The organism is Devosia salina (genome assembly GCF_019504385.1).
Taxonomy (GTDB): Bacteria; Pseudomonadota; Alphaproteobacteria; order Rhizobiales; family Devosiaceae; genus Devosia; species Devosia salina.
In genome coordinates this window covers 709,904-730,444 of record NZ_CP080590.1, presented here as the reverse complement: position 1 = coordinate 730,444, position 20,541 = coordinate 709,904, and the positions used below count along the sequence as shown (strand labels likewise).

Here is a 20,541-nt window from a genome sequence, read left to right as displayed (position 1 = left end):
GGCAAGGATTGCATGGGAGGGGACAGATGGGCGCAGTCACGATCCGCGACGTACGAAAGAACTATGGTAGCCTCGAAGTTCTGCACGGCGTCTCCATCGACATTGCCGATGGAGAATTTGTCATTCTCGTGGGGCCCTCTGGCTGCGGGAAGTCGACATTGCTGCGCATGATTGCGGGCCTTGAGGACATTACCGGCGGCGAGATCGAGATCGGCGGCCAGGTGGTGAACGATCTCGCGCCCAAGGACCGGGACATCGCGATGGTGTTCCAGTCCTATGCGCTCTATCCCCACATGACGGTCGAAGAGAATATGGGGTTCTCGCTCAAGCTGGCGCGAGTGCCCAAGGATGAAATCAGGGCGCGCGTCGCCAGCGCGGCCGAAGTGCTTGGCCTGCAATCCTATCTGGAGCGCTACCCGCGGCACTTGTCCGGCGGGCAGCGGCAGCGTGTCGCCATGGGCAGAGCGATCGTGCGCAGTCCTCAGGTGTTTCTGTTCGACGAACCGCTCTCCAATCTGGACGCCAAGCTGCGGGTGCAGATGCGCAGCGAAATCAAGATGAACCATCGGCGCCTGAGCACCACGACCGTCTATGTGACGCATGACCAGATCGAAGCCATGACCATGGCGGACCGGATCGTGGTGATGCGGTCCGGCTACGTGGAACAGATCGGTAGCCCGCTCGACCTCTATGACACGCCCAACAATCTGTTCGTCGCGGGATTCATCGGGTCACCGGCCATGAATATCCTGGACGGATCGCTGGTCGGTGCGACATTCACCATGCCCGATGGCACCGCCATTCCCTTGTCGCCCGACGCGGCGAGCTTGCATCAGGGCTCGGTCAAGCTTGGGATTCGGCCGGAACATCTCCGGCTCGATCCCAATGGGCTTCAGGCAGAGGTCCTGGTTGTCGAGCCGACCGGGTCGGAGACGCAAGTCGCCTTGCGTCTGGGCGATCAGGAACTGGTGGGCATATTTCGGGAGCGCATCCCCATGAATCCCGGCGACATGATCGGGATCGGCATCGCCCGTGAACAGGTTCACCTCTTCGACCCCGATAGCGGAAAACGCCTGGCCCGCTGACCGGGTCGTCACGGAAGACCGGTTCTGGAACGATGCGCAGCACACCTGGCTGCCTTCGACGGCAATGCATTGCTAAGTCGCACTTTTAATCGCAACCCTAAAGGGATATGGGGGACATCACCGAGACTGCCCTGCTCGCGGCACCAGACTTAATTGATATATTTATGGCTTTCAGCAATCTTTCCGCCGACGACGAATACCGCCCCGACCACAATCCCGCCGTTGAGAGACTGATATCGCCCCCGCCCAGCGCCAAGGGCGATTCCAGCCTGCTGCACCAAATTGGCCGCGAGATTGTCATTGGCGACTATCCCCCAGAGGCGCGCATGCCCGACGAGGCCAGCATGCTGGCCCGCTATGACATCACGCGGACCGCGCTGCGCGAAGCCTATTCGCAACTGACCGCCAAGGGCATGATCGTGGCCAAGCCCAAGGTTGGAACCAGCGTCACCTCCCCGATCTTCTGGAACATGCTCGATCCGGACGTGCTGCTCTGGCATCTGGAGTCCAGGCCCCTCGAGGACATCGCGATGAGCCTGCATCCGCTGCGCCGGATGATCGAACCGGGTGCCGCGGCGCTGGCGGCGCAGCTGCGCACGACCGATGAACTGGCGCGCCTGGAACGCGCCTATGAACAGATGCAGGGAGCCGGCCCCGATGCGGAGGCGCTGATCGCGGCCGACCTGCGCTTCCATCTCGAGATTCTAAGCGCGACCCATAATCCGTTCATCGGCGCTTTCAACACGCTGCTCAGCACCGTGATGCTGCGGACCCTGCGCCTGGGCTGGGACGGCGTCGACGACGCCGCGCTCAAACCCGCCCGGCTGTTGCAGCATGAGGATGTGCTTGAAGCCATTCGGCGACAGAACCCCGACATGGCCCGGATGCGGATGGAAATTCTGGTCGACGATTCACTCAAGGACATCATGCACGCGCTGGGGTCTGGCGCAGGCAAACGCCAGCAAGGGCGATAGTAGTCCGACAATTTGCTTGAAATGCCTTGATACAGGCCAGGCCGGATCCACGGCTTTCCGACGGTCCACGTCTCGAGCTTGATGGGCGTAACCTACCCACATTTCCATGGCCAGGCTCGAGGCTGTGCGTGGCTCGGGCAGAGATCAGCGTGTGCGAGCGCTGGTCGGCCTGGCTAATGTCCACCACCAGCACAAACAGGGGCACGAAGATCGACTTCGGAATGCTGAGGGGAAATAAAGGATCGGCTTGATCACCTTCGACCTATAGCGAGATTTGGAGATCAGCGCGACTGTGATAACGCCCGCCGGAACGCGCAATCAGAAGCATAGTGACCAGGGCAATCAACGTCGCGAGGAGTTCTCCCGAACTTCAGGATTCTGAAGCAGGTGCGCTGCCGACTGCGATCCGGGCCTGTCTGCGGTCCTGGGCGACATCACCTCTGTCGTCCCTTCACCACCAGCAGCAGGGTGGCTATCGCCAGCATGACCGCGGCCCCGAACGTGGCCTTGAGTCCGGCCGCTTCACCCACGGCAAGGTCCCAAAAGACCAAGCTCTTGGTGGCGAACGCAAACAGCGCCCCCATGGCGGATGCGCCCGTGATCAGCCCCAGGTTTCGGGAAAGTCCGAGCAGCGCGGAGGTGACGCCGCGGCGGTCCGGCCCGACACTGTTCATCACGGCAGTGTTGTTGGCGGCCTGGAAGAGAGCGTAGCCAGCAGTAATGGTGGCCAAAGCACCGGCATAGCCTGGAACCCCGAACACGTCTGGCAGGACTGTCATAAGGGCAGCGCCCGAAGCGACAAGCACGATCCCGGTGAGCATGATCCGGAAAGAACCCAGACGATCAACCAATTGACCAGCGGGAAATCCGGTGGCGGCGGCAACACCAGGGCCGATTGACATCACCAGCCCCGTGCGCACCGCGTCCAGTCCGAGTGCGTTGGTCAGATAGAACGGCCCCACCACCAGGGTGGACATCATGATGACGGAGACCAGACCTATCGAAACGAGGCCTGTTCCGATCGTTCGATCGCGCAGCAACTCAAGCTTCACGAGTGGCGATGGCACACGGGTTTCGACGAAGGCAAAGGCAACAAAGCCGACCGCCGCAAAGGCCGCCATCATGGCGTTGAACCATGTCAGCTCCCCTCCCCCCAATGTCATGGACAATGCATAGGCGCCCAGCGAAAGCGCCAGGAGGATGGAACCAGCATAATCGAATGAGGCGCTCGCCCGCTCGACGGGCCGGTCGATCGCGATGCTCCGCCGAACGACAAGAAGGGTAGCCACACTGGCGCCCGCAAGGAAGAAGAAGACCGCTGGCCAGTCGAACCAGTGGATCAATGCGCCCCCAAGGGTGGGCCCGAGTGCCGTTCCGACCGCCGAGACTGTGCCCAACAGACCAATGGCACTGCCGGTGCGGTTCTGCGGCACCACGTCGCGAACCATTGCGGTTGTCAGAGCCATCATCACGGCAGCTCCAAGTCCCTGCAGGAAACGAGCAGCCACAAGCGCCCACAGGCTGGGCGCCAGAGCACAGCTGACGGAGGCAACAGCAAAAATGGCGATGCCGACGAGCAACAAGCGCGTTCGTCCGAACACATCGCTGAGTCTGCCCGCGCTGACGATCAGTGTGGTGAGCGCCAACAGATAGCCCAGAACCACCCACTGGACCTGCGGGAATGTCGCTCCGAAGGCACCTGCCAGGGTGGGCAGGGCGACATTGGCGATGCTGGTTCCCAAGGATGGGAGCAGCATAGCCATGGACAACGCGAAGAGCTGCCAGCGATAGGGGCGGACGGATGAATCAGTTTGAGGTGGGGGGACCGTGGCCGATTGCATGATGGGTCTCCTGTATGAACCGCGCTGACAGATAGGCCAGCCCACTCACGTGCGGAACACACAGCAGAAGCACGTTATTAGTGCACCAGACGCCTTGTCGCCTATGCTTCGACACAGCGACATGCTCCCAAGGCACCATTCGCGCGAAATGGAGACCTGCGAGCGTCATGACGTGAAGTCCCGCAGGTCAGCGGACACCCAGCAGGAATTGGTGCTCCGGCCGGACGGTCATTGGATCGCAGGCAGCAAATGGCCTGGCGCTCGGACGCGTTACTGTTGGGGCGCACAGTGGTCTCGGCATTGTCGCGCTGCACGAGATTGTGTCTGTGGTAGACTGGATGCCGCCAGGCGAGGCGGGGAGGAAGACATGCAGATCCAGTTCAGCGATGGGACACACTATGAGCGCTTCATGGGTTCCTGGAGCCAAAGTGCAGGTGGCATCTTCCTGGATTGGCTAGAACCCCAGGCGCGAGTTTCATGGCTGGATGTTGGGTGTGGCAGTGGCGCCTTTTCGAGCCTCATCCTCGATCGCTGCGCCCCCGCATCGCTTCTCGGCATTGACCCGTCAGAGGCCCAGCTCGCTTTTGCACGGAGCCGCGACCTGGGACCTGCAGCGACCTTCAAACGCGGAGACGCAATGAAGATCGAGTTGCCCGACCAATCCGTCGACATCGCGGTCGCAGCGCTTGTTCTGCACTTCATGCCTGATCCGGCGCTCGGCGTCCGCGAGATGGCGCGCGTGGTTCGTCCCGGAGGCATTGTGGCCTGCTACACTTGGGATCTTGAGGGGGGCGGGTTTCCCTACGAAGCGATGAACCGTGCCGCGCGCGACTGCGACTTCGAGGTGCCAGTCCCGCCACATCCGGAAGCCGGCGATGCTGACGAGATGAAGCGCCTTTGGATGCAAGCGGGCCTCTCCAACATTGAAGGCCGAGAAATCCGGATCACGCAAGGATTTCGGGACTTCGATGAGTTCTGGGCGACAGCCATTTTGTCGCCGCGCCTGGGCGCTGCAATTGGCAGCATGTCCCCCCAGGAATTGCTTCGATTTGAAGAAGCCGCTCGGCGACATGTTCCCGATCCCCCATTAATCCACGCGCGCGCAAATGCCATCAAAGGCACAGTCTAGTCCGAACAGGCATTGATGCGGTGTGGCCGCCAGGGCAATCAATCCTGCGCTCAAGATTGAAGGACCAGTGATCGATGGATAGCCATGGCGGCCGCTACCCCATCGGCGCAGGCGAAGCTGATGTTGTGTGATGTGCGCGCAATGTCGCCGGCTGCGTAGACGCCCTGGACCGTTGTCATCATCATGTCATCCACGGCAATGAAATGCCCATTCGGGGCCTCCCGAATTTCGCAATCAATCAGGCTGGCAATATTGCTGTTGAGCGCGACCTGAGGGCTGATAAACAGCGCTTCCAGGGGGCGAGAGCGACCGTCCACAAAGTGGATAGCTGAAAGTTTGTCTTGCTCACCCACCAGTCCTGCGACCGGTTCCATTTCGATCTCGATATCACGTCGCTTCAACTGTTCAATGCCGAGTGGGTCCAGCTCGGCGCCATTCGCATAGAAGGTGGTCGGCCCCCAATCGGAAACGAGCAATGCCTGCTGCAACGACATCGCCGAAACGTTCAAGACACCGAGTTGCTGCCGGCTGACTTCATAGCCGTGACAATAAGGGCAATGGAGCACCGATTTTCCCCATCGCTCTGCAAGACCCGGAATGCTTGGGAGAATATCCGAGACACCGAATGCCAGAAGCAGGCGCGAACCGGATACGATCGACCCGCCCGCAAGGGCAACGTTGACGCCACCACTGTCCTTGCTGGCATCGACGGCGCCGTCATTTATGAAGTGCACTGTTGGATATGCCGAGACCTGCCGGCGCATGGTCTCGAGGATGGTTCGCGGTTCGCTGCCATCCTGAGCAAAGAAGCCATGTGACTCCTTGGCAAATCGGTTGCGCGGCCGCTGTCGGGGCCGCTGAGATCGCTGCGGAGCATGCGCAGGACATCGCTCTCCCGGTCACTGAGCGGTTCGATCAATGCTGGATGCTCGATTGCCGGCGGTGGCGGGAAATCGCCAGTCGGCGGAACGAGGCTCGACACGAAGGCGCCCGCACGCTCCGACTTGCTCAACTGCGCGAACAGACCCGCCAGCCCTTCACCCTCATCGAGAAAGGGGCGCCGGATCGCTTCGGGCTCGGCGAGGCTGATGGCGCGGCGAAGGGACTCAAGGGCATGACGCGTGTCATGCCGCGCCTGATGGGCCAGGGCCGCCAGGATCGACAGGGTTACGAGGCTCCCACCGCGTCCGCCCCTGGCGGCGGCGTGGGTCAGGCGATCGATGAGACCGAGTGCTTCGCCGATGGCCTCTGGTCCTCCATGCGCGATGAGCAGCCGCGCCAGCGTCATGTGCTCGAATTCCCGCAGGTAGGTCGGTGTGTCGTCAGCCGTGACACCTGCCGCTCGCGACCAGCGATCGGCCTCATCGAGATGTCCAAGTCGGATATGGGCATTTGCGATCAGTGCCGGGATGGGCCGGACGTTGGGGAAGAAGTCGCTGACATAGCGGCGCTCCGCCTCTCGAAGCAATGCTATCGCGTCGATCGCCCTGCCCTCGGCCAGGGCAAGACCGGCCTGGGCTACCCGCAGGCGGTACGGATACTGGGGCAAACCAAACACCTCGCCAAGTTCGCTGCTTTTAGCCAGGTGCTCGCGTGCCAACTCCAACGCGCCGCGTTCGAGGTGAAGCATGGCCATGCTGGCATGGATGTCGGCCGCGCCGCGCGCCAAGGGCCCACCATTCCGGCTCGCAAGGTCCAACGCTTCCGTGCAGGCACGCTCGGCGTCGTCCAGCCGGCCCTGGGTCATCCGCATATCGGCGAGGGCGATCGTCGTCCCCTGAACGTCGGCAATGTGGCCCTGATTGCGCAGGCCGTCGCGGCATTCGGTCCAGAAGCCGATCGCGTCTTCAAGCTCTCCGGCTGTCCACGAGACGATACCGAGAAATCCTGCCGCACTGGCCCGGGCAAGGTGATCATCTGCGGGCGCCAGGGCAAGCACGCGGTGGGCATGGCTGGCGGCTCCCTCGATGTCTCCCCGCACCTGCGCAAGTGCCGTGCGATAGAGCTCGACCTGGGCGAGCAGAGCTTCGGGATTCTCCAGTTTCGCGCCTTCGGTCTCCGCCATGCGGAGGCGCTCTTCAACGCCTCCGAAAGCACCGAGCGAAACCAGTATGCCCGCATAGCCCACGGCAAGATTGGGGCGCGACCGGACGATCGCGTCCGGTATGTCTTTCATCCAGGTGCGGAACAGGGCCTCCTGGCGATGTTTCCGTACCTGCGGAAGCGCTCGCTCGATCAGCTCCGCGGCCCACTCAAAGTCCCGTGCCGCCAGTGCGTGGTGGATGGCTTCGGCACGTTCTCCGTTGGCCTCAAACCACTCGCTCGCGCTGCGATGGATTCCGAGCAAAGCCTGCGCCTGTTCCGCGTCGAGATGGGCGAGCAGGACGTCGGCGAACAGATGGTGATAGCGGTACCACTGGCGGCGGGAATCGAGCGGGACCAGAAACAGGTTCTGTCGTTCCAGCCGGTCCAGCATCGGCTTGCTGCCGCCCGCTTCGCCCAGGACGAAGTCGCAAAGAGGCGCGCTCATGCGGCGCAGGGCCGAAGTCGCCACCAGGAACATGCGAAGATCATCGGGGAGACGGCCAAGCACTTCTTCGACCAGGTAGTCGACGATGTAGCGCCCGGTGCCCGCGAATTCTTCTATGAATGCCGTGGGGTCGTCTCGCCCCTCAAGCGACAGCACGGCCAATTGGAGCGCGGCTATCCATCCTTCGGTCTTTGCCTCCAGGGTCGCTGTGTCGGCAGATGAAAGCTCGAAACCCATCGCGTCGAGATAGGCGGCCGCTTCGTCGGATGTGAACCTCAGATCGGCCGAGCGAATTTCGACCAGGTCGCGCCGCACCCGCAGTCGCGCCAGCGGAAGACCAGGATCGGCGCGCGTACTGATGACGACATGGACATGGTCCGGGAGATGTTCGATGAAAAAGCTGAGCTGCTCGTGTATGTCGGCCCGATCCACCAAGTGAAGGTCATCAAGGATAACCACGATCGGTGTTGCCATGCGCGCGAGCTGGTTCAGGAGGGCAACTATAAGGCCCTGATCCGCCGGTCCCGATTGCGGCAGGTCCGGAAAGGCCGTCTCCGCCTTGGCGAAGGTCGCCTGTATTGCAGCGGTGAGGTTGGCCCAGAACGCAGAGGGTTCGTTGTCGCTTTCATCGAGCGACAACCAGGCGATCAGTCGTCCCGTGTCGGATGCCTGCGCCAGCCAGTCGGCGAGCAATGTCGTCTTGCCGAAACCAGCAGGGGCCGAAATGAGCGTGAGCTTGGCGCCTGCACTGCGATCGAGGATCTGGCGCAATCGCTGCCGCACCACGATACCGTGTCGGAGGATTGGCAAATTGAGCTTGGTAGCAACGAGCGGCGCGGCCATCGTCCAACACAAATGCGCCTCGACCATCCCCAAATCAAGCTGGCATATGAGCGAAGGGGGAGGCCAGTGGCCTCCCCCTTCCAGTCGTGAAGCCGGCGATGTCCCTCTACGACGAGACGCGACATCGCAGGTCAACGGGGTGGATGTCGTTCGACCGACCTCACGCCTGATCGGTGTCCAGTGCCGCAAGGGCTGCGGGATTGAAGCCCCGCACCAGCAGCCAGATGCCAAGCAGCAGCTCCCAGAAGAACTCGGGGACAACGGATAGGCTGTGGATGGTCGAGCCAAAGTCGAAGTGGCCGAACATCACGCCACAGCTGCCGAGGAGGAGGGCCGGACCGCCGATGAGACCGAGGGTTGACAGGAAGCGCGGCAGCAGCCGGGTCTTCCACATCATGTACCCGAGGATCAGACCATTGCCGACGCCGACCACGACACCGGGCCCCATCTTGAATGTCCAGTCATGAATGGCGACCAGAGCCTGTCCGACCACGGCGAGAGCGGCCGGGTCGGCGTCTCCGGCGGTCGCCCGCAAAGTGATGAGAGCGAGCACCGAGATGATGCCAATCGCAATGAACGCGCTTTCCATGACACGCGCGGCGACGAAGCCGAGGCTCAGCACTGGGAAACGCTTCCTGAGCACCGGATAGAGCGTGAGGGCTGAGGCGATGTTGGCGGCGATGAGCAGGAGCTCGAGGATGGCGCCCCAGGTCACACTGTCGATGAAGGGTCCACCGAGGATGAAAGCGGGATCGCTCAGCGCCGGAACATAGAGCGTCAGGACCGGCGGGATCGAGGTTGCGTAGGTGATGAGGAAGAAGAGGCCGGTAAGCCGAGCCAGTCGCTGCGACTGTTTCTGGCTTTCCAGGCTCGCAGAACGCGGACCTGGACTAAAGGCGGAACTTGATTGGGTAATGGCGGCGGCCGGGGCCGACGTAGCGATCGTAGTCATCTAGTGCCCTCCGGGGGTTGGCGGTGATGTTGAACGCCACTTTGCTACGCCCGGAGACATTGTTGCGGAACGCGCGTCGTTTGCATTTCATCAGTGCACGCAACGCCTGATTTACTTGCGCGCCACGGTGGAGCAGGCTTCACGCAGGCAGGACCTGAGCCATCGATGGGCCAGATCGCCATCCATGCGCGGGTGCCATATCATGGAGACAGTAAACCCGCCGATCTTGAAGGGCAGGTCGAAGGTGGTGACGCCTCTGCGCAGACCTTCGGTGTGGAGCTCCGGCACCGTCGCAATGAGATCGGTATCCCGGGCCAGTGCAATCGCCGCGGCGAACCCGTTGACCACGACACCGACCGGACGTTGCGATCCGCCGGCCATGGCGGCCTGATCAACCTCGGAGCTATGCAAGCCACGCCTCAGGATTTGCACGTGGCTTTCCGCCCCATAGCGCTCGGCCGTAACCTCCCCCTTGAGAAGTCGATGACCATCGCGTGCCACCCCGACCCAGCGATCCTCGAACAACGGAAAGGCCCGCATCTCGGGCGCCGTGGTCAGGTCGATGACACCCGTCTCCAGGTCCACCTCGCCTTCGCGCAGGGGTGCGCTATCCTTGTCCGGCTTGGCCACGAATTGTAGCAGCACGCCGGGAGCATCCTGGTGAACCTTGGCAATCAGCCCTGGGCCGAAGGTTTCAACGAAGCCTTCGCTGGTGCGCAGGACGAAGCGACGTTCGAGCCTGGCGAGATCCAGCTTTTCCGCCGGGCGCAGAATTGCCGTTGCGCTATCGACAACAGTTCCGACCTGGGCGCGCAGTTCAATAGCCCTCGGCGTGGGGACCAGGCCGCGGCCGGCCCGCACCAGCAACGGATCTCCGGTGACCTCGCGAAGCCGCGCCAGCGCGCGGCTCATCGCGGACGGGCTGAGCCGCAGCCGACGCGCCGCGCCCGCAACGCTGCCCTCGGACAGCAGCACATCGAGTGTCACCAACAGATTGAGATCTGGCATCTGCGTCTGCGCCTCGAATGTAGCGTACCAGTGCGACTATGGTGCACTCCCGCATTGGTTCGCAATAGAAGCTGCTGCGGGACCAGCCGGCGCCCACGGCGCGATCGGACGGCGCTTGTGCCGGCGACAATTCATGCTGCCCCGGGTGGGTCCACACAGACCGAAGGAAGGCTGATGCTGTCGAGGGCCAACCGCTCGAAAGTGAAAGAACCATACTTCAGGCGCGGGTCAACTCACCCGGTCACGCGGTCTGACCATTCATTCAATAGGGTGTGCCGTCCTTGTGGGTGAACACCCACCCCTTGGCGCCTTTCGCGGCCTGCAGGTCGTCAGCGGGATAGCTGACAGCATCACCTTCCGTCCGATCGCCCACCTCAAGGTAGACCGCCGGGTCAGTGCCTCGATTCTCCAGGTGATGGCTCGCCCCGCCTGCTGGGAAACCGATGCATGAACCAGGGCCAAGCGTTTCGACCACATCCCCCATTATCAAAGTCACTTCGCCCTCGAGCACGAATACGAACTCGTCCTGCAGACTATGGCGATGCTGGAGCGCCGAGACCGCCCCGGCGTCCAGGGTGGTGAGATTGACACCGAAGTTGGTAAGTCCGAATACGTCGCCCAGCTGCCGCTTCACCCGACCGCGCATTCTGGATGCGAATGGCTCAGGATAGTTCGACGGCTTCGTCCGGGGATCGACATCCGCAGCAACGACCGGTTTCATGGTTGATCCTCATCCGCCAGGGAACCATCGAGCATTGGACGAAGCTTTCTTGCGCTGAGAGGATGGCCAAGCACACTTTTAGCGCCGCTCGATCTGAAGCGGAAGTGATCTGTGCCGGCGATTTGAAGAGATGATCAAGTCCGGCAACCTTGGATTGCCGGGAGCACCAAATGGTGGTGCGGCGCAATGAACTCACGCGCCCAGCCAAAAGCGCGCAAAAGCGTCTGATCGTCCTGTAGCGGACCGACAACTTTTTAGAAGGTGGGACAGCAGCGCGAATGACCAAGATGGGGCGCCCACCTGCCCGGCGGGTTATGGAAGCTCCCTGCCCCACAATTCTCCACGCCAGCGCCTTAAGCGGGGCCGTAACCTGTTAGTCTCCTTTGAGCGTTGAAGGTCGGATAGCGGTCGGTCAGTGGCAGTCTAGGAGGGCTGCCGTTGGTCAGGGCTGCTGGACTGACGGGAGCGGATAGTTCCGCTGGACGATGATATCCGCGCCCCGCACGCTGGGCAGATCTTACTATCGCAGAAGGGCATTCATGCGGTCGTGTGCATTCGAAAACCCAGCAAGCGAGATCGAGAAAGCGATCTCTTGGCCACCATCAGCGGTGGCAATGACATCGAGCTGGTCACCGGTCCCCAGCGATGCGACCATGTCGGCGTCGAAGGCGATGTCGACCAAGCAACCGACCGGCAAGCAGGTTCGGAAAGGTTGGACGGCGCTGGCCTGATCTTCGTCGAGCCGGTAGGTGATCCCCCTCGCAAGGTCGAGGCCGAAAGGCAGGACCAGAACGCCACTGGCCGTGTTGCGGTCGTCTCCGTGGGATAGCTCGATGCTCAAGACCTTCTGACGATTCTCAGCCAGCTGGGTTTGCGACAGGACGCATCTGACTGTGCCTTCGGGGGACGTGCAGACGAGCTGCCAGCTGCCATGGCTCTCAAGCAGGCTCGAGGCATTGCCGGGCAGTCCCGTTTCCTGTCCGTGGGAAACTGAGATGGACAGCACCAGGGCAAGGGTGGCGGCAAGAACTGATTTGGGGGAAGGCATGGTGAGGGTTTTCACATTTCTACGGAATGGCGCCGCTCGCGGTCAGAACTTTACATTCAAACTAAGGCTGGCGCTGTGGTTCTGAATGCCCGAACCCAGCTGGCCGCCATAGGCGAATCCCAGCGTTGCGCTGTCGGTCAGGTTCACATCGAACCCGGCATCAAACACCAGGCTGTCCTGCGCCAGCGGCACGCCGGCTATAGTGAAGGCATTGCCGCCCGACGTGAATGCCATCTGCGCATTTGGCGCGCCGCCAAAGGCGTGCTGCCAGCCCACCATGCCGCTCAGCTTTGCTTCCAGCTCGCCGAGCGAGACATCTGTCTCGGCGCGCAGACCCAGCGTTGCAAAGGTCGCACTGACCACATTGGCAGCAGCGCTCAGGGCCGCGGCGCCGCCGCTCTCGGTGTAGCCATCGGTGGCGAGGCTGACATGAGCGAGATTGGCAAAGGGTTCGAACCGGACCGCGCCAGTCTCGAAGCCATAGGCGGCTTCGCCCCAGGCCTGCAGGGTCCGGGCGCCGTAGGAGGCCGAAAGGCTGTCCGTGAAGCCGGTAAACGCCGCCGAGCGCGACGTGTCGAGGCTGTGCCAGCTATGGGCCAACCCGCCACTCAGGGCGAACGAGTCCCATTCGCCACCGCCGTAGACGCCCAACGTATAGGTATCGGCCGTGCCGGACGACAGGCGATCATCTACGCTGAAGTTTGAGCGAGAATAGCCGCCCAGAACCCCGAACCGCGCATTCTCCCAGACCACCGCGTCGCCGCCCATGAGGAACCCGCCGATGGCGCGGTCCAGTACGGCGGCATTGCCGTCGCTGTCCCATGGGCCCCAGGAGCCGAAGCCTTGGCCCCATGGGCCGGAGTTCTCGGAAAATCGGTCCTCGATCTGGGCGCTGTCGTCAGCCCCAACACCGCCGCGTGTCACACGCAGCCGGTCCATCGCCGCCTCGCGCGGGAACCGGCTGTCTTCCAGAAGCGCCGTCTTGGTAGAGGCGTGAATCTCGCCGGAAATTGCGTCGAAAGCCGCCCGGGCCTGGGCCGCGGTGCCGAGCACGCCGATCGCATCGAAGACCGCGTTACCCGAGACGAGACTGTCGGCTCCGCTCGCCGCCGCGATCTGGTTCGGCGTCATCGCAACCGCACCAAAGGTCGTCTTGCCCAGCGTTACGAAGGCGTTGTTGCCGTCATAGGTGAGCGTCGGGGTAATGAAGAGAGAACTGCCCCCGAAATTCGCCGCATCGAAGGTGCCGGTCATGCCGCCCGCCGCGGTGACTATGGTGTAAACCGTGTCGAGCGCGTAGTCCGGGAAAGGCACCACGGTAACCGTGCCACCATTAATGGTGACCGTTCCGGTGGCGTTGATCAGGTCGCTCTGGCCCGCGCTGTTCACCTCCACCGAATAGGTCGAACCTGCTGCGATGGTGATATCGCCAACGTTGAGCGTGCCGATGGAATTGCCCGGGGCGACGGTGCCGCCGGAGGCAATTGCGACAGTGCCCAGCGTGCCCGAACCGCCAAGCGCACCACCCGTGACGTTCACAGTGCCGCCAAGCGCGTTGTTTACATAAAGCGTACCGCCGGTGACATTGGTGGTGCCGTCGAAGGCGCTGGCATCGCCGGACAGCCTGGTGACCCCAGCAAGGTGGTTGATGGTGCCGGAACCGAGTGGCCTTGAAAGATCTACGGCGAACTCATAGTCGGTGTCCGTGTGGTTGAAGTTGATTGTGCCGGCACCTTGACCGAATTGCACCATCTCCGCGTCAAGCGTGCCCGCGCCAACCGCAGTATCGCCCGCCGCAGCACCGATATTCAGTGTGCCATTGGCACCCAGTTCCTTGCCGAGATCGACAATCCCGGCATCCGAACGCACCACGCCGCCATCGGCAATTGTCATCGTGCCCGTCGCGAAATCGCCGATGACAAGGCGCTGCGCACTGGTCCATTTCGAGCCACTGCCGGTCACCGTCGCTATCCCCGTGCCGGTTTCCGCGCCGAGATAGCCGTTCGTTGTCACGAGTGCGCCGCCATCGGCAATCGTGATCCGGCCGGTGCCGTGATCGCCGATAATGGTCGCATCCGTGTCCCAGATCGAACCGGCTCCGGTTACCGTCACCGTGCCCTCAGAGCCGGCGTTATAGGCGATATAGCCGTCTTCCGCACTGACCGAGCCGCCATTTTCGACCTTCAATATCCCCTCGCCACTATAGCCGATGGAAAACATGCTGCTGTGATCCCAGCTCGAACCCGTGCCATTCACGGTGACCGTGCCGGTTCCGTCGGTGGTTTTGCCGACATAAGCCGTGTTGTCGCTGACCGAAGCGCCATCAAGAATCGTGAGAACGCCCGTGCCGAAGTCGCCGACAAAGAGATCGTTCGCGTTCGTCCAGGTCGAACCCGGACCCGTCACTGTCGCGAAGGCGACGTCGCCGGTGTCGTCGCCTATGGTGCTGTCGAGCGTCGAGTTCGCCATACCGCCATTGTCGATGGCGAGCGCGCCATTGTTCACCCGCAAAACGCCGCCAAGCGTTCCTTCAAGCCTGAGGAACCCGCCACTGATATTGGTGGTACCGAGAAAGCCGGAGCTGTCACCCGTGAGCGTTGTGGTGCCCGAAAGATGGTTGATCGCGCCGTCACCGGAAATCGCCGCCCCAAAGTCGTAGTCTCCCTCCGTGTGGTTGAAGACCAGCGCGCCATCACCGTCGCCGAAAATGACGTTCGCTGCGTCGAGCATACCCGCGCCTGCAGCCATATCGCCTGCCGCCGCGCCGATATTGAGCGTGCCGGTGGCATCCACGTCATTGGCGATCACGACATTTCCGCTGCCGCCGCCCGCGCGGACCGCCCCGTCATCAGCGATGGTCAGGGTGCCGGTTCCGATGCTCCCGACGACTACATTGGCCGAATTGGTCCATGTCGAACCCGCGCCGGTCACCGTCACCGCGCCATTCGACCCGGCTCCGCTGCCGATAAAGCCCAAGGTATTGCTGACCGCGCCGCCATTGGTGATGTCCAATGTTCCAGCGCCGATTTCGCTGATGGTCAGGAATGACGCATTCATCCAGCTCGAACCCGCGCCATCCACCGTCACCTTGCCGTCTGAACCGGTGCTGTTGCCGACATAGCCTGCATTGCTGCTGACCGCGCCGCCGACCGTAACGTTCAGCGTGCCGGCGCCGGAATTGCCGACAATAAGGGTCTGCGAGTTGGTCCAGATGGAGCCATCGCCGTCCACGTTCGCGGTACCGCTTGCGGTGGTGGCGTCTCCGATCCAGCCATAGGTATTGGTGACCGAACCGCCCTCCGCGATGCTCAACGTGCCATTGCCTTCAAAACCGACAACGAGATTATCCGAATTTGTCAGCTTGGAGCCTGAACCGGTAACTGTCACCTCTCCCGACGACCCGGAATCGTCCCCGATATAGCTCGCCGCCGTGCTGACTTCGCCGCCCTCCGTGACGTTCAGAACGCCGGTGCCCTCATCACCGGCAAACAGATCGTTGCTGCCCATTTCGAAGCTCGACCCGTCGCCCGATACGTTCACCGTGCCGTTGCTGCCCGACCTGGCGCCAATAAAGGAATCGTTGCCCGCAGTGACCGTCGCTCCGTCCAGTATATTGAGCGTTCCGGTGCCGAAGCGGCCGATATCCACGCCGTTCGAAGCTGCCAGGCTTGAGCCGGCACCGGTCACGCTTGCCGTGCCGATAGCGCCGGAGGCATTACCGATCCACGCGTCGCCGCTGCTCACCGTGCCGCCACCGGCGATGGTCAATGTGCCGTTGCCTTGATCGCCGACACGTAACGTCGTCGTCGTCCAGCTTGCCCCCGATCTAAGGACCGAGACGTCACCCGTCGTTCCGGCGCTGCTGCCGATAATACCGCCGGACCCGCCAAGCTGGCCGGTAATGAGCAGTGTGCCCCCGTCTGCGTACGTCGTGCCGGTAAAGCCGGAGGAATCACCCGAGAGATCGGTTACGCCCGAAAGCTGGTTGATCGTGCCCGCGCCGGAAATATCCACCGTGAATTCATAATAGTCTTCGGTGTGGTTGAAATTGAGCGTGCCGGTGCCGCTGCCAAACCAGAGTTCCCCCGCAGTGAGCTTGCCCGCGCCCACAGCCGCATCGCCCGCCGCCGCGCCGATATTGAGCGTGCCGGTGGAGCCGGAACTTGATGCAATATTCACGTATTTCAATTCATTCCACGGACCACTCGCGACAACCGCGCCGCCATTGGTGACGCTCAGGGTCCCCGTGCCGGCATAGCCAATGTCAAGGGTCTCCAAGTTCGTCCAGGTGGAACCCGCGCCGTCCACCGTCACCGTGCCGACGGAACCTGAAACATCGCCGACAGAGCCAAATGTATTGCTGACCGCGCCGCCACCCGTGATGCTCAGACTTCCGGTCCCGCCATGACCTACAGAAATATCCTGCGAATTGGTCCATGTAGAGCCGGTGCCATCCACCGTCACCGTGCCGTTTCCTCCAATAAGGCCGATAAAGCCAGCTGTATTGTTGACCTCGCCGCCAGCGGTAATATCCAGCCTTCCGGAACTGAGGTCCCCAACGGTAAGAGGACCGCCGATATTCCAAGGGCTCGCCTGCGTGCCACCACCCGTGCCGATGACGGTGTCCGTTTTGTTGTCGATGGTTACTTGCGCCTGCACGGGGACGCCGAAGGCCAGCAGCGTCGCCGTGCAGAGCGCGCTGGTGGTGAGCAGCCGTCCCCTGCACCAGTTCGCTGCCGGCCCCGCGGACTCGCTGTCCCGAACCAAATCCGTCCGTGCCGTTCGGTCCGGATCGCATTCTCCTGTTTCGTGAATGCTCACCACGTCGCGTCCTTATTCGAGCCTCACGACATCTATTAACTTCGATTCACCCAAATAAAAACGACTCTTTTCGTGTGATTACTTGAATATAAATACGATTTCGTATTATAAATACGAAGCGGTTCTATCGTTTCTGCATTTTTTGTTCGGTTGATCCCGACCTGCGTTGTCGCCATGCGAGAATGACGATAGAGCAATTGTTGTGACAGGCAGCGACACGACGCCATGAGAAGGACGCAGCTCAGGCAGGCACAAAAAACGCGCGCGCAACCGTTTCGGACGGACTGGCGGGGCGCATTTCGTCGCGCACTTTTCTTGGCGGCGATGCTCTCCTTTCCCGCGGCCGTCGGCGCCCAGGATCGGCCTGCGCCCGTCACGCACGATCTCGCGGGACATCTCGAGGCGCTTTACGACCCGACTGGCGCGCTAACGCTCGATGACGTCGCTTTCGGGGAAGAGGCCAAGGAATTCGCGCCCGTCGCCGCAGACTACAACAAGGGTTTCGGCAAGCCCGGCGCCGCCTGGGTCCGGTTCGACCTTGCTGCCGGACAAGACCTGGCCGAGACCGGCGAAGCCTTTTTCCTTGTGCTCGACCCGCCATTTCTCGACCGGCTTGATGTCTATGTCGCAAATGCGGCGCGCCCGGTCGACCCGACCGATTTCAAGGCTTTCGAGATGGGCGCCGTGCGTGGTGATGCGGCGCGCGATTTTGCCCTGCCGAGCTTTGTCGTGCCGTTCAAGCCGGCCGCCGAGCCGCGTTCCGTTCTGATCCGCCTGGAGAACCGGACCACGCTGTCGCTGCGCGGGTCGGTCGAAAGCACGAAAAGCCTGTTCTGGCTGTCGCTGTCGAACTGGCTCTATCTCGGCGGCTATTTCAGCGCCTGCCTGATCGCCGCAGGCATCAATTTCGCGTTCTGGTACTGGCTACGCGAGCGCTATTACCTGCTCTATGCCGGCTTTTCCCTGTCGCTCGGCGCCATGGCCTTCTGGCGGGCCGGATTGCCGTCGCTGTTGCTGCCCGGCCTTGCCCAGCACGTCCATATTCCCTTTCTCGGACTGGCAACTGGTATGGCGACGTTTTTCGCCTACGGCTTCGCCGCTACCTTCGTGCCCTACCGTCGGGTCGCGCCCTTCGCCTGGCGCCTGACCTGGGCCATCGCGGCAACGGGCCTCCTGCTGATCGCGCTGGCCTTTTTCGATCTTTGGGACGAGTTTTCCTCGCAGATCATCGTGGCGGACCTGACCTTGGCCGTTTTACCCCTATTCGTGGTCTTCCGCCTCGCGCTCGGGGGAAACCTGTCGGCCCGCATCTACCTCTGGTCCTTCATGCCCATGAATATTGGCATCGCGGTACTTCTCGCGCGCAATTTTGGATGGCTGCCGTCCAATATCCTGGTCGACCACGGCCTGCAGATCGGCGCAGCGCTGCATCTTCTGACCATGACGGTTTCGCTCGGCAGCCGCATCAACCGATCGGAACGCGAGCGGCGCAAGGCCGAACAAAATGCGCTGCTGGCGGCGCAATCGGCCGAGAAGCGGGCAAACGAGATCGCTGCGGCACGGACCCGCGAACTGGAACAGGCGACGGTCGAGCTCGAGGGCGCGCTCGAAACCGAGCGGCGCGTCTCGCGCGAGCAGATGCAGTTCATCGACACCGTCTCGCACGAATACCGGACGCCGGTCGCCATCCTGCGCGCCAATCTCGACGTCCTGCATTTCGCCCAGGCGAACGAGTCGCCGGTCCCGGCAAGCCCGCTCAAGCGCATGAACGAAGCCATCCAGCGGCTGGTCGAGATCGTCGATGTCAGCTTTCAGCGTTTTCGCGTTGCTGGCGAAAAGCTGGCGCCGACACTGGTTGAGCTGGATGCGCGCCAACTTGTCGACGACGCGATCAAGGTCGCCTGCGGCGCGCATCAGGACCGGACAGTCACAGTTCGCCAGCATCCCGAAACCGAGAACTTCACTTTGTTGGCGGATGCGCCTCTGCTCAAGACCGCCCTTAGCAACCTGGTCGAGAACGCCCTCAAGTATTCTCCAGCGGTCAGCATTGTCGAAATCGACCTCACCTCTGCGGGGGAGGACAAACTGTCGATCAAGGTCATTGATGAAGGCATTGGTATTCCCGACCGGGACCTGCCTTTTGTCTTCGACAAATATTACCGCGCCGCCAATACCATGACGCGAGCCGGCGCTGGTCTTGGCCTGCACCTGGTGCGTTCCATCGTCACCGCCCATGGCGGCGATATCGCCCTTGCCTCTTCCGGCGGCGGCACCATTGCCACCATGACACTGCCGCTCATCCAACGCGAGAACGGAGCGCCCTGATCGCCATGTTGGCTCCCAATGTCATTCTGGTCGAAGACGACGACGCGCTGCGCGAAAGCCTTATGGACTGTTTCGATCCGTCCGGCCTCAACGCCGTGTCGGCGGGCACGGCAATGCAGTTCTATCGCCTTCTGGCCAGCCGGCCCTGCGATGTCGTCGTTCTCGATATCGGTCTACCCGACGAAGACGGGCTTTCCATCCTGCGCTTCCTGCACGAGCAAAGGCCGGAAATCGGCGTCATCATCATGACGGCGCGCGGCACAGTCGCCGACAGAATATCCGGGCTGCAGACCGGCGCCGACCTCTATCTCGTCAAGCCAGTCGAGTTCGAGGAGCTCGAAGCGGCCATTCGCAACCTATCGCGACGCCTGAGCACCCAGACCGCACCGGACACCGGCCTGCCGCCTGCCGGCAAGCTCTGGCTGTTCCAGAACCAGAATCTGCGGCTCATCGCCCCGGACAACACGCCCGTGCCCCTGACCAATCTCGAATGCCGGCTGCTCAATGTCATGGCACGTGCCGGCGACAGCGCCATATCCCGCGCCGATCTGCTCGAGGCGCTCGGTTATTCCGAAACCGACGCCGGCCACCGCGGCCTCAATGCCGCCTTGGTCCGCCTGCGCGCTAAGGTCACCGAAGCGACGGGCCTCGCTCTGCCGATACAGACATTGAGAGGCCAAGGCTACGTCGCCCGGAACCTGATTCGCGAGTGATGAAAGGCAACCATGGAGGGTATGGCAGATTGCCGGCATCTCTGCGCTCTGAGACCTGCCTGAAAACTCAGCTCGGACGCCGCAACCTGGAACCTCTGCGTACACCGGGAGCATGGACACCGCGCTTCATTCCCCAGCGATCAGCACCTGGAGATGGTCAGCTCGGCGCTTTGCTGCCCCTTAAGCCGCCATTCCGCATCCGCCCCCTCGTGAGCCATTGCACTTCGCCAAGCCAATGACCTTTTTGGGGCGCGTTCCGGTCTTGGGAAACCGCCTCTGCTGTATCACGTTCGCGAGTAGGAGAATGCATTGCGGTTGGTCGAGAAGCAGAGGTCAGGGCCGGCGAACGTGAAAAGGGCGGCCCCGAGACCGCCCTTTTCACGAATCTTTCCTTTGACGATCAGGCTTCTTCGCCCTTGAACGCCTCTTCGCGGTTCTTGCGGAAATTCGGCGCGATCTATGAGCCCCCTCCGAACGTGGGGCGATTGACAGTCGCCCACGTTGATGTCACTGTTTCTTAGTTTAGCGCAAAACCACAAGGTCGTCGGACT

13 protein-coding genes are annotated in these 20,541 nt (G+C 62.1%); 5 read left to right on the top strand and 8 right to left on the bottom strand.

Features of this window, described 5'->3' with window-relative positions; genetic code table 11:
* The first annotated feature begins 26 nt into the window (after nucleotides 1–26).
* Nucleotides 27–1,085, top strand: a complete 1,059-nt coding sequence (locus K1X15_RS03515) for an ABC transporter ATP-binding protein (protein WP_220306105.1) — start codon at nucleotides 27–29, stop codon at nucleotides 1,083–1,085.
* 164 nt (nucleotides 1,086–1,249) lie between these two features.
* Nucleotides 1,250–2,059 (top strand): FadR/GntR family transcriptional regulator, encoded by an 810-nt coding sequence (locus K1X15_RS03510; protein ID WP_220306104.1) that lies wholly within the window; start codon nucleotides 1,250–1,252, stop codon nucleotides 2,057–2,059.
* Between the two features lie 434 nt (nucleotides 2,060–2,493).
* Here the strand turns inward: K1X15_RS03510 and K1X15_RS03505 are convergent, their stop codons facing one another.
* Nucleotides 2,494–3,900, bottom strand: coding sequence for an MFS transporter (locus K1X15_RS03505; RefSeq protein ID WP_220306103.1), 1,407 nt, complete (start codon nucleotides 3,898–3,900; stop codon nucleotides 2,494–2,496).
* A gap of 367 nt (nucleotides 3,901–4,267) precedes the next feature.
* Here K1X15_RS03505 and K1X15_RS03500 point away from each other — a divergent pair, with 367 nt between their 5' ends.
* On the top strand, nucleotides 4,268–5,029 hold the full coding sequence (locus K1X15_RS03500; RefSeq protein ID WP_220306102.1) for a class I SAM-dependent methyltransferase: 762 nt from the start codon (nucleotides 4,268–4,270) through the stop codon (nucleotides 5,027–5,029).
* A 50-nt stretch (nucleotides 5,030–5,079) separates the two neighbouring features.
* Here K1X15_RS03500 and K1X15_RS03495 read toward each other — a convergent pair whose 3' ends face one another.
* The 7 genes from K1X15_RS03495 to K1X15_RS03465 all read right to left on the bottom strand — a co-directional run bounded on the left by K1X15_RS03495 (nucleotide 5,080) and on the right by K1X15_RS03465 (nucleotide 16,952).
* A complete protein-coding gene (locus K1X15_RS03495) occupies nucleotides 5,080–5,793 on the bottom strand; it encodes an NAD(P)/FAD-dependent oxidoreductase (protein WP_220306101.1) in 714 nt (237 codons plus the stop codon).
* Nucleotides 5,751–8,537, bottom strand: a complete 2,787-nt coding sequence (locus K1X15_RS03490) for a winged helix-turn-helix domain-containing protein (protein ID WP_220306100.1) — start codon at nucleotides 8,535–8,537, stop codon at nucleotides 5,751–5,753. Before K1X15_RS03490 ends, K1X15_RS03495 begins: the two co-directional genes overlap by 43 nt.
* A 25-nt stretch (nucleotides 8,538–8,562) precedes the next feature.
* Nucleotides 8,563–9,354, bottom strand: coding sequence for a DUF4386 domain-containing protein (locus K1X15_RS03485; RefSeq protein ID WP_220306099.1), 792 nt, complete (start codon nucleotides 9,352–9,354; stop codon nucleotides 8,563–8,565).
* A 111-nt stretch (nucleotides 9,355–9,465) separates the two neighbouring features.
* On the bottom strand, nucleotides 9,466–10,362 hold the full coding sequence (locus tag K1X15_RS03480) for a LysR family transcriptional regulator (RefSeq protein WP_220306098.1): 897 nt from the start codon (nucleotides 10,360–10,362) through the stop codon (nucleotides 9,466–9,468).
* A 262-nt stretch (nucleotides 10,363–10,624) separates the two neighbouring features.
* The gene (locus tag K1X15_RS03475; protein WP_220306097.1) at nucleotides 10,625–11,083 is read right to left on the bottom strand and encodes a cupin domain-containing protein; all 459 of its coding nucleotides are present in this window, start codon (nucleotides 11,081–11,083) and stop codon (nucleotides 10,625–10,627) included.
* 520 nt (nucleotides 11,084–11,603) lie between these two features.
* Nucleotides 11,604–12,146 (bottom strand): invasion associated locus B family protein, encoded by a 543-nt coding sequence (locus tag K1X15_RS03470; protein WP_240549650.1) that lies wholly within the window; start codon nucleotides 12,144–12,146, stop codon nucleotides 11,604–11,606.
* Between the two features lie 27 nt (nucleotides 12,147–12,173).
* On the bottom strand, nucleotides 12,174–16,952 hold the full coding sequence (locus K1X15_RS03465) for an autotransporter domain-containing protein (protein ID WP_220306096.1): 4,779 nt from the start codon (nucleotides 16,950–16,952) through the stop codon (nucleotides 12,174–12,176).
* A gap of 324 nt (nucleotides 16,953–17,276) precedes the next feature.
* Between K1X15_RS03465 and K1X15_RS03460 the strand changes: the two genes are divergently transcribed.
* Together K1X15_RS03460 and K1X15_RS03455 are read left to right on the top strand one after the other, a co-directional pair.
* Nucleotides 17,277–19,277, top strand: coding sequence for a sensor histidine kinase (locus K1X15_RS03460; RefSeq protein ID WP_220306095.1), 2,001 nt, complete (start codon nucleotides 17,277–17,279; stop codon nucleotides 19,275–19,277).
* Between the two features lie 5 nt (nucleotides 19,278–19,282).
* Entirely contained in the window at nucleotides 19,283–19,990 is a 708-nt protein-coding gene (locus tag K1X15_RS03455; protein ID WP_220306094.1) for a response regulator transcription factor, read from the top strand.
* The last annotated feature ends 551 nt before the right edge of the window (nucleotides 19,991–20,541 follow it).

What these genes read in the sequence shown, in the direction of transcription:
- K1X15_RS03480 (WP_220306098.1), bottom strand. Translation starts at nt 10,362, where the DNA reads ATGCCAGATCTCAATCTGTTGGTGACACTCGATGTGCTGCTGTCCGAG.
- K1X15_RS03515 (WP_220306105.1), top strand. Translation starts at nt 27, where the DNA reads ATGGGCGCAGTCACGATCCGCGACGTACGAAAGAACTATGGTAGCCTC.
- K1X15_RS03510 (WP_220306104.1), top strand. Translation starts at nt 1,250, where the DNA reads ATGGCTTTCAGCAATCTTTCCGCCGACGACGAATACCGCCCCGACCAC.
- K1X15_RS03495 (WP_220306101.1), bottom strand. Translation starts at nt 5,793, where the DNA reads ATGCGCCGGCAGGTCTCGGCATATCCAACAGTGCACTTCATAAATGAC.
- K1X15_RS03475 (WP_220306097.1), bottom strand. Translation starts at nt 11,083, where the DNA reads ATGAAACCGGTCGTTGCTGCGGATGTCGATCCCCGGACGAAGCCGTCG.
- K1X15_RS03460 (WP_220306095.1), top strand. Translation starts at nt 17,277, where the DNA reads ATGCTCTCCTTTCCCGCGGCCGTCGGCGCCCAGGATCGGCCTGCGCCC.
- K1X15_RS03500 (WP_220306102.1), top strand. Translation starts at nt 4,268, where the DNA reads ATGCAGATCCAGTTCAGCGATGGGACACACTATGAGCGCTTCATGGGT.
- K1X15_RS03485 (WP_220306099.1), bottom strand. Translation starts at nt 9,354, where the DNA reads ATGACTACGATCGCTACGTCGGCCCCGGCCGCCGCCATTACCCAATCA.
- K1X15_RS03505 (WP_220306103.1), bottom strand. Translation starts at nt 3,900, where the DNA reads ATGCAATCGGCCACGGTCCCCCCACCTCAAACTGATTCATCCGTCCGC.
- K1X15_RS03455 (WP_220306094.1), top strand. Translation starts at nt 19,283, where the DNA reads ATGTTGGCTCCCAATGTCATTCTGGTCGAAGACGACGACGCGCTGCGC.